Source organism: Pseudarthrobacter sp. alpha12b, assembly GCF_054130495.1.
Genome location: NZ_CP196746.1, coordinates 4,632,214 through 4,645,552 on the forward strand (window position 1 = coordinate 4,632,214; position 13,339 = coordinate 4,645,552).

Sequence of the window (13,339 nt, forward strand, 5' to 3'; positions counted from 1 at the left end):
CGACGCGCGGGTTACGGCCCGCTACCAGGATTCCCTGTGTGTCAGCCTGTTGTGTGACACTTCGGGGCGGGGAAGGAACGCCCATGGAAATTCCGACTCGTCCCACAAAGTTTCATCGGTTCTCGGCCCAGCAGAAGTGGGATTTGTTGCTGGAATACGACAAGTGCGTGGACTGGGGTTCCAAGTCCGAGTTTTGCCGCCGGGTTCAGGTGCACTCCGCGACCTTCCGTGATTGGCTTGCTGCCCGGGATGAAGGGCGGCTCCTGCCGCCGGGGGTTCAACCCGGGACAGGTGAGGGGAAGGCATGGATGACAGCGCGTGACAGGGATGAACTCAAACACCTTCGGACAGAGAACGAGCGGCTGAAGCAAAAGCTGGAGAAGTCGGAGGCCGCGGTGGAGATCCTGGGAAAAGCTGCCGCGCTCCTGGACGCTATGGCCCGGAGCGCGGCAGCAACAGATCCCCACTTGGACGAACCGGAACCAGGCCGGCCAGAGTGGCTGAAGAAGCCCGTCGACGGGACGTCCTCCTCGGAGTGATCACCGCGTTGAGTGGTGTCGGCTACGGAGTCCGCAGGGCCTGCAGCCTGCTGGGGCTCTCCCACGAGACCTGGTACCGGTATCGCAGAGGCACCAAACGCCCCGGTGTTGTCGTTGCACACCGTGACCGGTCCTATCCGAACAGGATCAGCCCCGAGGACGAAGAGAAACTGCTCCAAACCATTAACAACGAGGAGTATTCCGGGCTCTCCGTCACACAAGCCGTGAGGAGGATGGCTGATGCCGGGGACATCTATTGCTCGATGGCATCTGCCCACCGGATCGTCCGTCGGCATGGCCAGAACGGGGACCGACGCCGCCGAAGATCCGCTGGCGCCGCAACAACCTCCCGCGCGAAACCAGTCCTCCAAGCCACAGCGCCGAATCAGCTATGGTCCTGGGACATCACGATGCTTCGTGGGCCCGGCAGACAACACCTCAAGCTCTACACCATCATTGACGTCTTCTCGCGGAAAGTCATGGGCCACCGAGTCGAGCAGGTCGAGGACACAGCACTCGCCCAGGACCTCATCCGCAGCGCAGTCCTGGCTGCCAGGACAGCCCCGAAAGTGCTCCACGCGGACAACGGAGGACCCATGAGGTCCGCCCGGACATGGGAACTGCTGCGCACCTTGGGGATCCGTCCCTCGCATTCCCGCCCGAGAGTCTCCAACGACAACCCCTACATCGAATCCCTCTTCAAGACCGTGAAGTACTCACTCGAATTCCCCGAGCGCTTCGAATCGCTCAAACAAGCTAGAGACTTTGCGCGCTGGTTCTTCGATGACTACAACAACAACCACCTGCACAGTGGCCTGAACTGGTTCACACCCACTTCAGTGCACGATGGCAGCGCAGCAGACATCCGGAACCACCGCCAACACGCCCACGAGGCCTACTACCGCCGACACCCCGAACGCTTCCGCAGCCCCCCGGTCACTCCGGCACCGCCCGGGGAAGCCTGGATCAACCAACCCAACCAAACACCCAAACTGTCACAGACAGCTTGATTTATTCCGGATTCGGGCTGCGCAATGGAAGTCGCGCGTCGCTAATGGTTTTGCGTGTCGGCGGGACGGCCCTGCGGAATACCCGGCAAGCCTTCAGGAAGCTCCCAACCTCCGGTGATTTAATCAGCATCTGTCAGCGCGGCTCAACGCCGCGCTGACGTTGTTTGTGATTGCCGAGGCGGGACAGGAGCCCTTGTATGTCCGTGCACCCCGTGGTGCCTAAACCAGGCCGCGCCGCGCCGCCGCCGGCACCGGGCAAGCCCTCTTCCAGCAAGAGGCGGGGCAACAGGCGGCTGCTGATCCTGGCCCTTGCTGTAGTGCTGGTCATTGTCGGCACCATCACCCTGGCCGTGGTCCGGTCCGAGCCGCCGTCGGGCGCAGTAGTTCCCACCCAGCCCGCGGTGCCGGCGGCACCTGTGGCGGCAGCCCCGGCGTCGTTGCAGGACAGCGTGGACAACATCCTCAGCGAAGCGGACGAATACCGGATCGGGCTGGCGCTCGCCGACGTGTCCGGCGGCGCGGAACGGACGTTCGGCGACGAAAACACGTTCACTGCGGCCAGCACGGCGAAGGTCCTGACCGCAGCCGCCTACTACCACCTGGTGGAAAACGGGCAGGCGAGCCTGGACGATCCCATGGGCGACTACGACGCAGCTTTCCAGCTCAAAGCCATGGTCAACGACAGCAACAACGATTCCTGGCTGCTGCTCATGGACGCCGTGGGCTACCCCCGTCTGATCGCCTACGCGGACTCCATCGGGGTCACCTACGACCCCGAACAAAACCTCCTGACCGCGGCGGACATGGCCCTGATCCTGAAGAAGCTGTACGCGGGGGAGCTCCTGAACAAGGACAACACCGCGCAGCTGCTGGGCTACATGCAGGACACCAACAACGAGGATCTCATCCCTGCGGGTTCGAGGGCTGGTGTGGACGTGCACCACAAGTACGGGGAAGTTTCCGGCGAACTGCACGACGCCGCGCTCCTGAGCTACCGCGGATCGACGTTCGCGCTGGTGATCTACACGGAGAACCCCGAGGGCGTGCCGGATGACGGGCAGGCCGAGGTGATCCGGGACCTCACCCGGGCCGTCGAGGACGCACTGTTCCCGGTGGGACTCACAGCCAAGTAGCGCACGCCACACTACGCTGGCAGTCCGCCAAGTCGTCCCCGGCCGCCCCTTTAGGCCAAACTGTTACCGTGAGCAACAACCCCCGGACTGCCCTGGCCGTCGCCGGCCTCAGCCTGGGCACGGCACTGAACCCGCTGAACTCTTCCATGATCGCCGTGGCCTTGGTGGTGCTGCGCGCCGACTTTGGGCTCGACGTCGCGGCTGTCACCTGGGTGGTCACGTCCTTCTACCTGGCCTCGGCAGCCGGGCAGCCGGTCATGGGCAGGCTGGCCGACCGGTTCGGACCGCGGCGGATGTTCATGCTGGGCATGGGGCTGGTAGCCATCACCTGCGCCCTGGCCCCGCTGGCCCCGAACTTCGCGCTGCTCTGCGTCGCAAGGGCCGTCATGGCGCTGGGCACAGCCACCGCGTATCCCAGCGCGGTGGTGATGGTGGGTGCACTCGCGCACCAGGCGAAGGTTGATTCGGCGCGTCCCCTGGGCCGGCTGCAGATGGCCAATACCTCCGCGGCTGCGGTGGGTCCCGTCGTCGGCGGACTGCTGGTGGGATTCGTGGGCTGGGAGTCGCTGTTCCTGATCAACGTTCCCCTGGCACTGGCGGCGCTGCTGATCGTGCGGAAAGCCGCGCCGCCGGACCCGGCCCGGGAGCGCGGCAGAGTTGCGGAGCTGGTACGGGACTCCGACCTCCCGGGCATTGCCGGGTTCATCGGCGCCCTCCTGCTGGTCATGATGGCGGCGCTGAACGTGGCGCCGGACTACCGCTGGCTGATGCTGGCCGGTGGAACCGTGACCGCGGCGCTGTTCGCGTGGCGGGAGCTGCGGTTCGCCAAGCCCTTCCTGGACCTGCGGCTGCTGGGCCGGAACAGGCCGCTGATGCTGGTGTACCTGGCCTTCGCCGTGTTCAGCAGCGTCTACTACTTTGTCTTCTTTGGCCTCCCGCAGCTGCTGCAGGAAGCCGGCGGCTACGGGCCCGGCGTGGTGGGCCTGCTGATGCTGCCGCTGGCCGGCATGTCCGTGGTAGCCACGCCGTGGGCAGTCTCCGCGATGGGAAGGTTCGGTGTCCGGCGGGTGCTGCTTGCCGGCGTCGTCCTTTTGACGGTGGTGGCGGCCCTCATGTGGCTGCTGACAGGCACGCTGGCCATCCCCTTCGTGGTGGTCCTGACAGCCCTCATGGGCATCCCTTACGGGACCGTGAGCATCGCCTCCAACCAAGGCATGTTCGTCTCCACCCGGCCGCAGGACCGCGGCGTCGCAGCCGGTATCTACCAGACCTGCCGTTACGTGGGCGCGATTACTGCCACCGTGATGATCGGGGTTTTTGCGTCCGGCGGCGTGCACCAGGACAGTTGGATGCGGATGGTCCTGGCCATGCTGGTCCTCTGCGCTGTGACGTTCGGGATTTCACTATTTTGGCGGCAGCAAAAGGCGTAGCCCCGCCTCTGGAAGGTCCCGGGGGAGCGTGCCATGCTGGCCCCATGGGAAACATGATGGCTCTGGGTAACGCCGCTACGTCGGTGCATGCCTACGTCAGCGAACCTGCCGGGACGCCCGTTGGCGGGCTGGTGGTGGTCCATGAAGTGTGGGGGCTGGTGGACCACACGAAGGATGTGGCAGACCGCTTTGCGGCGGAAGGCTATCTCGCGGTCGCCCCGGACCTGCTGTCCGGAGCCGGGGGTACGGCCGACCTCACCGGAGAGCTGCAGGAGGCGGCGTTCGATCCCGAACAGCGCAGCAACGCCCAGCCGCGGTTGCGGAAGCATATGGCGCCGATGCGCGCGCCGGAATACGCCAAGCATGCCGTCGCCGCCCTTCGCGCGTGCTTCGACCACCTGGAAGGCATGCCCGGACTGGCCGGCCGGGTGGCCGCAACCGGCTTCTGCCTGGGCGGGACCTACACCTTCTCCTTGGCCGCTGCCGAGCCCCGGCTGCGCGCCGCGGTTCCGTTCTATGGCCACGCCGAGTTCCGGGACGCAGAGCTGCGCGCCATCAACTGCCCCGTCCTGGCGTTCTACGGGGAGCAGGACGAAGCCCTCATGGAGGAGTTGCCCGGACTGAAGTCACGGATGCGGGCAGCCGGTGTGGACTTCGAAGCTGTGGTGTATCCGGGCACCGGCCACGCGTTCTTCAACGACACCAACAGGTACACCTATGACGCGGAAGCAGCCGCCGATTCGTGGACCCGCACGCTCGCATTCCTGGAGCGCAGCCTGACGGCCTAGGACCAGCGGCCGCTTTGGGCGTCCCGGCATTGGGGCGCCCAGCCCGCGTCACGGGCAATAGTGCGCCTCGCGGTCATATTGGACGGAGTTCCGCACCTGGTGGGAATCCTCCCGTTCCCAGCACTGCCGGGTGCTGTCCGTGGTTTGCTCCCGGTAATGCTGGCCGATCTCGATGAGCTGCCCGTTCCGCATGAGTGTGTGCGTGTGCGTCTGGGTCTGGATGGTGTTCAAGACAGTTCCGCCGTTCGTGGCGGTCAAGGTGTCCGTGTAGTTGCCGGAGGACGAGGTGGACTGGATGCCGCTGGGGGTAGAAACCTGGTGGCTGACCGCTATACCCGTACGGCAGGTCTGGACCTCGCTGTAGGCCGTACATTCGTTAAATTTGGTGACGTCTGCGCCGCTGCTGCTTGCGGCCTGTGCGGGTGCCGCGAGGGCCGCAGCAGCAAGCGCCAGGGTGGCGCCGATGAGGGTGGTGCGTTTCGTGAACATTGTGGTGTGTCCTGTCTGCCGGGGTTTGGGAGCACCGTGCCCGTGTGCCCCGTGGATAGGAAGCGGATACGGGCTCCAGCCCCTTCTGGCCGTTTAGGCCAGCCGCTCTTTAACTGTGACCGGTACCAGGCCCTGCCCGTGGGGCCATTGGTCCCCGGACGGGGCGCGTGGCGGCTTAGGAGCGGAGCCTGCGTGCCGCCGTCGCGCCTTTCAGCCTTAGCCAGTCAGCCTGCCGGGCCGGTGACCGGTGTGACCCGGACGCGGGCAATCCGGAGCCTGTCCATGCCCAGGACCGTCAGGACGTATCCCGGGATCCGCACCCGGTCACCCTCCTTGGCCAGGCGCCCCAAGCGGTCCATCATGAACCCGGCCACCGTCTCGTAGTGCCCCTCCGGGAGGGCGATTCCGGAGGCGGCCCTGAACTCCTGCAGGATCAGGCCCCCGTCCACGTCGATGGCTCCGTTGGCCATGCTGATCCGGTCCTCGTGCTCAGCGCCGGTGTCGTACTCGTCATAGATCTCGCCCACCAGTTCCTCCACGAGGTCTTCAAGTGTGACCACGCCGTCTGTTCCGCCGTACTCGTCCACCACCAAGGCGATGTGCTGGTTCGTCTTGCGCATCCGGGAGAGCGACGGCAGCACCCGGTTGGTCCCGGGCAGCGGAAGGATTTCCCTGGCAAGGTCACGCACCGGCGACTGGTCCTGCACCTCGTCACGGGGCATGAGGTCGCGGATGTGGACGAAGCCCAGGACGTCATCCGGGCTCGTCCCGATCACCGGGAACCGCGAATACGGGCCGTCCCTGACCATCCTGCGGGCGTCGGCAACGCTCATGGCGCCGTCGATGAATGTCACCTCCGTACGGGGACGCATCACTTCCTGCAGCGTCCGGTCCCCGGCGCCGAACACATCGGCCACGATGTGCCGGCTGCTCTCTTCGAGGAGTTCGCTCTCCGCCACCATGTCCCAGAGCTCTTCGGAACTGATGCCCTCCCGCTTGGCGTGCGGGTCGCCGCCAAGGAGCCTGACCACGGCATCGGTGGAAACGGACAGGAGCCAGATGACGGGCCGCATGACTCCGGAGAGGCCGATCAACGGCGTGGCCAGCACCTTGGTGAACGCGACGGGCCGTTGCAGCGCCAGCCTCTTGGGGGCGAGCTCGCCCAGGACCAGGGACAGATAGGCCACCAGCAGGGTCATGCCGATGAAGGACACCGGCCCGGCCGCAGCACCCAGCCCAAGGGCTTTGAGGAGGGGAACGACGTCGGGCGCGATCGCCGAGGCGCCATAGGCTGCCGAGAAGAACCCGGACAGGGTCACCCCAATCTGGACCGTCGAGAGGAACCGGTTGGGGTTGCGTGCCAGGGCGGCGGTCCGGGCTCCGGTGTCGCCGGACTTCTCGATGCGGCGCAGCTGGCTCTCGCGCAGGGACACCAGGGCCATCTCCGCCGCGGCGAACACCCCGCCCAGCAGCACGAAACCGAGTACCAACGCGATATTGACCAGGGCGCCGCTGTCCATGACATGACCTTACCCAGCCGCGGACCGGTTGGCGCCTGCCTGGGCCTCGGCGTCAGGAGGCCACAGCGCGGGGCCGCAGCCGCAGTGCCTGCATACCACCGTCAACAGCCAGGTCCACACCCGTCGTGGAGCCGGCGAGCGGGCTGGCCAGGTAGGTGACGGCTGCAGCGACCTCCTCCGGGCATACGAGCCGACCGTGCGGCTGGCGGGCCTCGAGCGCGGCACGCTCGGCCTGGGGGTCTGCCGCCGTGGACAGCAGCCGGCCGATCCACGGAGTGTCAGCGGTGCCCGGGTTTACGCAGTTGACCCTGATCCCTTCCTGGAGGTGGTCGGCAGCCATGGCCAGGGTGAGTGACAGCACGGCGCCCTTGGTGGCGCTGTACAGGGCCCGCTGCGGAATCCCTGCGGTGGCCGCGACGGAGCAGGTGTTGACGATGGCCGCGTGGGCGGACCGGCGCAAGTATGGCAGGGCGGCCCTTGAAACGCGGACCATCCCCAGCACATTGATATCGAACACTCGGTGCCACTCGTCGTCGTCGTTGGATTCAATGGTGCCCTGCGCACCCACACCGGCATTGTTGGCCAGGATGTCGATTCCGCCCAGGCGCTCCGCTGCCTCCTGTACGGCCCGGCGGACAGACCCGTCGTCGGAGACGTCGCATTGGATTGCCGTAACCCCCTCCGGCGCCTGTTCGGGGCGGAGGTCAAGAACAGCGACGGCGGCGCCGCGCTCCTGCAGCAGCTGGGCCGTTGCAGCCCCTATCCCGGAGGCTCCCCCGGTGACGATTGCCTTGAGTCCCGCAAACTCCATTGTCTGGTCCTTTCATGGTGGGCTGGCTAGCCCTGGAAGAATTCCTGGCGCTGGCGGCCGAGTCCCGCCACTTCAATTTCGACGACGTCCCCGGCCTTCAGGTAGGGGAAGCGCCCGGACAGGGCTACTCCCTCCGGGGTGCCGGTGCAGATCAGGTCACCCGGCTCCAGGACCAGGAACTGGCTGAGGTCGTAGATCACCTGCTCCACCCCGAAAATCAGGTCGCGGGTGGAGGAATCCTGGCGGAGTTCACCGTTCACCCAGCTGCGCAACTGCAGGTCGCCGGCATCCACCTCATCGGGGGTGGCCAGGTACGGGCCGGTTGGGCAGAATCCGGCGCAGCTCTTTCCCTTGGACCACTGGCCGCCGGATACCTCCAGCTGGAATGTGCGCTCGGAGAGGTCATTGACGGTGACATAGCCGGCGATGTGGTCGCGCGCCTGTTCCGGGGATTCCAGGTAGGAAGCCCGCCGTCCAATGACCACGCCCAGCTCAACCTCCCAGTCCGTCTTGGTGGACCCGCGGGGAATCGCTACTGCATCGAACGGGCCGGCCACGGTGTTCGGGGCCTTGTGGAAGATGATGGGCACTGATGGGGGAGCGGACCCTGACTCCGCCGCGTGCGCAGCATAGTTCATGCCCACGCAGATGACCGATGACGGCCTGGCGATCGGGGCGCCGATCCGGGCAGCATCAACTTCAATCTCTGCCAGTTCCCCAGAAGCAAGCGCCGCCGCTGCGCGCCCCAGCCCGTCGGATTCCCAGAAGCCGGCATCGATGTCCGCAGTGACCTGTTCAAGGGAGTAGTACTTCCCGTGGTGCAGGACAGCGGGTACTTCCTTGCCCGGTTCGCCGATGCGTGCAAACTGCATGGTCCTTCTTTCGTTAATTGGGTGTTGTTGGTTTGGAGGTTAAGTGATGAGGCCGCGGTGGCGCAGGTCAGCCCACAGCTGGTCCGGGACTGCCTGCGATGCAAGATCGAGGTTTTGCTTCGCCTGCTCCGGTGTCCGCATGCCCAGCACCACGCTTGTCACGGCGGGGTGCTGGTACGGGTAGTTCAAAGCGGCGGCCGGGAGGGTAGTTCCATGGGATTCGCAGATGTCCGCGAGCAGGTTTGCCCGGTCCAGAAGCTCCTGGGGGGCGGGCTGGTAGTTGTAGGTGGCATCGCGGGCCGGACGGTCTTTGGAGAGCAGCCCGGAGTTGAAGACCCCGACGTTGACCACTCCCACTTCCCGCTCCAGGCACGCCGGCAGCAGCTCCTGTGCCGCTCCCTGCTCGAGCAGCGTGTACCGGCCGGCCAGCATGATCACATCGATGTCCGTTTCGGCGACGAAACGGGCAAGCATTTCGGATTGGTTCATGCCCGCGCCCCAGGCGCCGATGACGCCCTCGTCCCTCAGGGCAGACAGGGCGGGCACGGCACCGTTGATGGCTTCGGTCCAGTAGTCGTCCGGGTCATGGATGTAGACGACGTCGATCCGGTCAGTCCCGAGCCGCTGGAGGCTTTCCTCGATGGAGCGCAGCACTCCGTCGCGGGAGTAGTCACGGACGCGGGTCAGATCATCTGGGACGTCGAACCCCTCGTTGTCCTTCCCGCTCGGGGATGGATTGGGTCGCAGCAGACGTCCCACCTTGGTGCTGAGCACGTAGCTGTTGCGGTCCTTGCCGGTGAGGGCTCTTCCAAGGCGGCGTTCCGAGAGTCCCAGCCCGTAGTGCGGCGCTGTGTCGAAGTACCGGACGCCGCCCTCCCAGGCTGCTTCGACGGCGTCGAGCGCCTCCTGCTCCGGCACTTGCCGGTACAGGTTGCCGATGGGGGCGCCCCCGAACCCGAGGACGGGCAAACGCACGGCCGTGCCGGGGATGGTGCGGGTTTCTGTTTGCATGGTTAGTCCTTCTCATATTCTGGGTTTGCCGAACCCCGGATTGCCTCGAGGCGGTAAACGCGAACTGCGGTTCCATGTGCGACGCTTTCGCGCTCGCCGGTGGGTGCTCCGGCCAGCGCCTGCTCCACTGTGTTCATCCAGTCCTGGTACTCGTCCGGGCCGGTAAGCGAGACGGGCCAGTCGCTGCCGATCATGCACCGCCCGGCCCCAAAGAGGTTCAGGGTTTCCTGAATGAAGGGCAGGGCCTGCGGCGCAAGTGGGCGCGTCCGGTCAGCTTCCGCACCCGCGCCCGAGATTTTCACGACGACGTTCGGCTGCTTGGCCAGGCCACGCATCGCGGTGCTCCATTCGCTGAGGCAGCCGGCTGCGATGGGTGGCTTGCCCATGTGGTCCAGCACGATGCCCAGTTCCGGTACCCGGGCAGCAAACGCTGCAAGTTCCGAAAGTTGGGACGAGCGGACGCACGCGTCAAAGCTAAACCCGGCCTTTCCTACTTGGCGGGCTCCGGCGAGTGTTTCCGGTGCCAGCATGAAACCGGCCTCCCTGTCCTGGAACAGTTGGCGTACCCCGCGGACCAGGGGCTGCTGTAGCAGCCCGGAAAGGTCATGGGACACACTGTCCCCGCGGCTGATGGGGGCAAAAGCCACAATCGCCGCCAGCGCCGGCCAAGTGGCCCCCAGGCTGGCCACCCAGTCCACTTCCTTCAACGCCTGGTCATCACGGCAATCAGCCTGGACAAAGATGGCCCGCGTCCCGGGCGTGTGCGGTAGTTCCTGAGGTAGAAATGGCCGGTTCAGTTCGGTAAGGCCGTTCAACCAGTCGTAGCCGAGCACGGCGGGGTCCCACACGTGGACGTGTGAGTCAATTACCTGAGTCACCTGCCGGCCCTCATGCCGTTCCGTCGGGACGGACGCCGATGGTCAGCAGCAGGTTGGCGTAGTGCCGGGTGTCCCCGCTGGCTATGACGACGGCGACATTCGGCGACCGCGCGGCGTCGTAAAAGTCGAAGCGCTGGTGGGAAGTGATGGGAACCCCTCTGCCCAGTGCGCTTTCGTAGCCTCTGACTGCCTCTGTCCAGTTTCCGTCCGGAGGTGTCATGACCGCGGCGGCTTCGAGCGGAACGGCGTCGATCAGCACCTCCAGGATCTGGTCGATGGTCAACAGGCCAGGCCTCAGATTCAGGGCTATCCGCCGGGCGACTGCAGGGGCACCGGTATTGTGCGGGTAGTTGGCGTCCGCCAGGAGGATCTGCGAGCCGTGGCCGGATTCGGCGAGGGCCGCCAGCAGGCCCGGATGGATCAGCGTGTAGTTGATCATGCCTGTTCCCCTACCCCATTCCCGGTCTGTGCCCGGGCGAAGGCAACACCGCGTTCAGAGTGCGCGGACCCCCATGCCTGTTCCGCCCGGCCGGCATCGGTGCCGGCCCAGTAGCTCCCACGGGGAAAGGAATATTCCTGCAGTGTCTGCTCCTTCAGCTCGGACGAGTACCCCGGGTTCGCCGGCATGACGTAGGCGCCGTCCCTGATGATGCACGGGTCCACAAAGTGCTGGTGCAGGTGGTCCACGAATTCCGTCACCCTTCCGGTCAGGTCTCCGGAGATGGCAACGAAGTCGAAGATGGACAGGTGCTGGACGAGTTCGCACAGCCCCACCCCGCCGGCGTGCGGGCAGACCGGGATGCCGAACTTGGCCGCCATCAACTGGACGGCCAGCACTTCGTTAATGCTGGCGAGCCGGCACGCGTCCAGTTGGCAATAGTCGATCGCCCCGGCCTGGAAGAGCTGCTTGAAGAGGACGCGGTTCATGCCGTGCTCTCCGGTGGCCACCCCGATCGGTTGGACCGCCCTGCGGATCTCGGCGTGGCCCAGGATGTCATCCGGGCTGGTGGGCTCCTCGATCCACAGGGGATTGAATTCAGCAAGCTGCTTGACCCAGTCGATAGCCTGCGGAACATCCCACACCTGGTTCGCGTCGATCATGAGGTTGCCCTCCGGTCCGATGACCTCGCGGGCGATTCCCAGCCGGCGGATGTCGTCCTCCAGGGAGGCGCCCACTTTGAGCTTGATGTGGCGGTAGCCCTGGTCCACGGCCTCCTGGCAAAGTCGCCGCAGCTTCTCGTCCGAGTAGCCCAGCCAGCCGGCCGACGTGGTGTAGCACGGGTAGCCGTCCCGGGCCAGTTGGTGGATTCGCTCATCCCGGGTCGGGGCGAGGCGATCCAGAATACCCAGCGCTTCCTCCTGGGTGAGGGCATCCGAAAGGTAGCTGAGGTCGGCAGCGTCAACGATCTGGTCCGCCGTCATGTCCACGAGGAAACGCCAGAGCGGCTTTCCTGCGCGGCGGGCGGCCAGATCCCAGACGGCATTCATCACGGCGCCGAGGGCAAGGTGCTCCACACCTTTATCGGGCCCCAGCCACCGCAGTTGGGAATCGCGTTTCAGGCCTCGGTAGGCCTCCCCAAGGCTGCCGCAGAGGACGTCAGCGTCCTGGCCAATGAGGGGGCGGGCGCGCAGCTCCATCGCCGCGGCACACACCTCGTTTCCCCGGCCAATGGTGAAGGTGAAACCGCAGCCGTAAAGGGCCGGATCGTCAGTTTTCAGCACGATGTACGCGGCGGAGTAGTCTGCATCGTGATTCATGGCGTCTGAGCCGTCCGCGGAAAGCGACGTGGGAAACCGCACGTCGAAAACGTCGAAACCGGTGATTTGTGGCATGGTAAGCCCTCCAGGTTCAGGCTGTGAGGACGGCGCTCCAGCAACATCGCGAGCGTCATCTGATGTATCAGGAAGTATTTGATGACAATATAGGAATCAGCGTCCCGTTCCAAGGGATACATCTGATGAAAGTGAATTATGGTGCAGTGTCAGTCGACGGAGCACCAGGAAAGGTGGGGTGCGGTGACCAACGGCAATCCCGCTGGGGCGATGTCCCAGACCGACGTCGTGATTTCAGGCGTAAAGCACATGCTGTCCTCCCGCCGGCTTCGGCCCGGCGACCGGCTGCCCATTGAGAAGGACCTGGCAGCGGAGCTGCAGGTTTCCCGGGGCTCTCTTCGGGAGGGCGTGCGTGCGCTGTCCACCATGGGCATCCTGGAAACCAGGCAGGGCGCCGGCACCTTCGTGACCAGGCTGGAGCCGTCGGCACTGCTCTCCGCCATGGAATTCTGGGTGGGTCTGCAGGACGGAGAGCGGGCGAACCAGGTGCATACCGTCCGCCGGGCCCTGGAGACAGAGGCCGCAGCGGCGGCGGCCGTGTGTATCGACAGTTCGCGGCTTGACGAGGCCGAAAGCATATTGGAGCGGGCGAACAAAGCCATTCATGCCTCACCCATCGACCATGCCGGCGCCATGCAGTGTGACGTCGAATTCCACCGGCTCATTGCTGATGCCTCAAAGAACCACGTGCTGTCGGCACTGATCGAGACCGTCTCCACGAACACCATCCGTGGCCGGATGTGGCGGTCCATCCATGACAACGAGGGCCTTCTGGCCACGCATCGGGAGCATCTGGGAATCCTCGAGGCGCTGCGGCGGCATGACGCGGACAGGGCCAGGACCCGCATGGCAAATCACCTGTATGCGGTGGAGGACTACGTCACGACAATTCCCGCTCCAGAGCTTGAGGAGCAGGTCGAGATGTAGGATTCGTCAGATCTTGTCTTGGCCAATTCCGGAAAAATGCGGATTTCGATGAACTCTGACGCAGTGAGCGCTAAAAAGATCTGATGATTCCTTGACTT

14 protein-coding genes are annotated in these 13,339 nt (G+C 65.3%); 6 read left to right on the forward strand and 8 right to left on the reverse strand.

Annotated elements, in window-relative coordinates; translation table 11 throughout:
- Positions 1-83: 83 nt before the first annotated feature.
- The 5 genes from ACTAQI_RS21475 (at position 84) to ACTAQI_RS21495 (ending at position 4,900) form a co-directional block, all read left to right on the forward strand.
- Positions 84-539 (forward strand): hypothetical protein, encoded by a 456-nt coding sequence (locus ACTAQI_RS21475; protein ID WP_457946092.1) that lies wholly within the window; start codon positions 84-86, stop codon positions 537-539.
- On the forward strand, positions 497-1,549 hold the full coding sequence (locus tag ACTAQI_RS21480; RefSeq protein ID WP_457946093.1) for an IS3 family transposase: 1,053 nt from the start codon (positions 497-499) through the stop codon (positions 1,547-1,549). Before ACTAQI_RS21475 ends, ACTAQI_RS21480 begins: the two co-directional genes overlap by 43 nt.
- A gap of 197 nt (positions 1,550-1,746) precedes the next feature.
- Complete coding sequence (locus ACTAQI_RS21485; protein WP_457948612.1) at positions 1,747-2,682, forward strand: serine hydrolase; 936 nt, start codon at positions 1,747-1,749, stop codon at positions 2,680-2,682.
- A gap of 68 nt (positions 2,683-2,750) precedes the next feature.
- Positions 2,751-4,112, forward strand: a complete 1,362-nt coding sequence (locus tag ACTAQI_RS21490; protein ID WP_457948613.1) for an MFS transporter — start codon at positions 2,751-2,753, stop codon at positions 4,110-4,112.
- Between the two features lie 44 nt (positions 4,113-4,156).
- The gene (locus tag ACTAQI_RS21495; RefSeq protein WP_457948614.1) at positions 4,157-4,900 is read left to right on the forward strand and encodes a dienelactone hydrolase family protein; all 744 of its coding nucleotides are present in this window, start codon (positions 4,157-4,159) and stop codon (positions 4,898-4,900) included.
- A gap of 48 nt (positions 4,901-4,948) precedes the next feature.
- Here the strand turns inward: ACTAQI_RS21495 and ACTAQI_RS21500 are convergent, their stop codons facing one another.
- The 8 genes from ACTAQI_RS21500 to ACTAQI_RS21535 form a co-directional block, all read right to left on the reverse strand.
- Positions 4,949-5,389, reverse strand: a complete 441-nt coding sequence (locus ACTAQI_RS21500; protein ID WP_457948615.1) for a hypothetical protein — start codon at positions 5,387-5,389, stop codon at positions 4,949-4,951.
- Positions 5,390-5,613: 224 nt separating this feature from the next.
- The gene (locus tag ACTAQI_RS21505; RefSeq protein WP_457948616.1) at positions 5,614-6,909 is read right to left on the reverse strand and encodes a hemolysin family protein; all 1,296 of its coding nucleotides are present in this window, start codon (positions 6,907-6,909) and stop codon (positions 5,614-5,616) included.
- A gap of 52 nt (positions 6,910-6,961) precedes the next feature.
- Positions 6,962-7,720 (reverse strand): SDR family NAD(P)-dependent oxidoreductase, encoded by a 759-nt coding sequence (locus ACTAQI_RS21510; protein ID WP_457948618.1) that lies wholly within the window; start codon positions 7,718-7,720, stop codon positions 6,962-6,964.
- Positions 7,721-7,746: 26 nt separating this feature from the next.
- Entirely contained in the window at positions 7,747-8,592 is an 846-nt protein-coding gene (locus ACTAQI_RS21515) for a fumarylacetoacetate hydrolase family protein (protein ID WP_457948619.1), read from the reverse strand.
- Positions 8,593-8,631: 39 nt separating this feature from the next.
- The gene (locus tag ACTAQI_RS21520) at positions 8,632-9,603 is read right to left on the reverse strand and encodes an aldo/keto reductase (RefSeq protein ID WP_457948621.1); all 972 of its coding nucleotides are present in this window, start codon (positions 9,601-9,603) and stop codon (positions 8,632-8,634) included.
- Between the two features lie 2 nt (positions 9,604-9,605).
- Positions 9,606-10,481 carry an amidohydrolase family protein gene (locus ACTAQI_RS21525; RefSeq protein WP_457948623.1) on the reverse strand — a complete coding sequence of 292 codons (876 nt, stop codon included), beginning with the start codon at positions 10,479-10,481 and terminating at the stop codon, positions 9,606-9,608.
- A 10-nt stretch (positions 10,482-10,491) separates the two neighbouring features.
- Positions 10,492-10,920, reverse strand: a complete 429-nt coding sequence (locus ACTAQI_RS21530; protein ID WP_457948624.1) for an RbsD/FucU family protein — start codon at positions 10,918-10,920, stop codon at positions 10,492-10,494.
- Entirely contained in the window at positions 10,917-12,314 is a 1,398-nt protein-coding gene (locus ACTAQI_RS21535; protein ID WP_457948625.1) for an L-fuconate dehydratase, read from the reverse strand. Before ACTAQI_RS21535 ends, ACTAQI_RS21530 begins: the two co-directional genes overlap by 4 nt.
- A gap of 183 nt (positions 12,315-12,497) precedes the next feature.
- Here ACTAQI_RS21535 and ACTAQI_RS21540 point away from each other — a divergent pair, with 183 nt between their 5' ends.
- Positions 12,498-13,241 carry a FadR/GntR family transcriptional regulator gene (locus tag ACTAQI_RS21540; protein ID WP_457948626.1) on the forward strand — a complete coding sequence of 248 codons (744 nt, stop codon included), beginning with the start codon at positions 12,498-12,500 and terminating at the stop codon, positions 13,239-13,241.
- Positions 13,242-13,339 lie beyond the last annotated feature (98 nt).

What these genes read in the sequence shown, in the direction of transcription:
- ACTAQI_RS21535 (WP_457948625.1), bottom strand. Translation starts at nt 12,314, where the DNA reads ATGCCACAAATCACCGGTTTCGACGTTTTCGACGTGCGGTTTCCCACG.
- ACTAQI_RS21515 (WP_457948619.1), bottom strand. Translation starts at nt 8,592, where the DNA reads ATGCAGTTTGCACGCATCGGCGAACCGGGCAAGGAAGTACCCGCTGTC.
- ACTAQI_RS21475 (WP_457946092.1), top strand. Translation starts at nt 84, where the DNA reads ATGGAAATTCCGACTCGTCCCACAAAGTTTCATCGGTTCTCGGCCCAG.
- ACTAQI_RS21530 (WP_457948624.1), bottom strand. Translation starts at nt 10,920, where the DNA reads ATGATCAACTACACGCTGATCCATCCGGGCCTGCTGGCGGCCCTCGCC.
- ACTAQI_RS21505 (WP_457948616.1), bottom strand. Translation starts at nt 6,909, where the DNA reads ATGGACAGCGGCGCCCTGGTCAATATCGCGTTGGTACTCGGTTTCGTG.
- ACTAQI_RS21495 (WP_457948614.1), top strand. Translation starts at nt 4,157, where the DNA reads ATGGGAAACATGATGGCTCTGGGTAACGCCGCTACGTCGGTGCATGCC.
- ACTAQI_RS21510 (WP_457948618.1), bottom strand. Translation starts at nt 7,720, where the DNA reads ATGGAGTTTGCGGGACTCAAGGCAATCGTCACCGGGGGAGCCTCCGGG.
- ACTAQI_RS21500 (WP_457948615.1), bottom strand. Translation starts at nt 5,389, where the DNA reads ATGTTCACGAAACGCACCACCCTCATCGGCGCCACCCTGGCGCTTGCT.
- ACTAQI_RS21520 (WP_457948621.1), bottom strand. Translation starts at nt 9,603, where the DNA reads ATGCAAACAGAAACCCGCACCATCCCCGGCACGGCCGTGCGTTTGCCC.
- ACTAQI_RS21485 (WP_457948612.1), top strand. Translation starts at nt 1,747, where the DNA reads ATGTCCGTGCACCCCGTGGTGCCTAAACCAGGCCGCGCCGCGCCGCCG.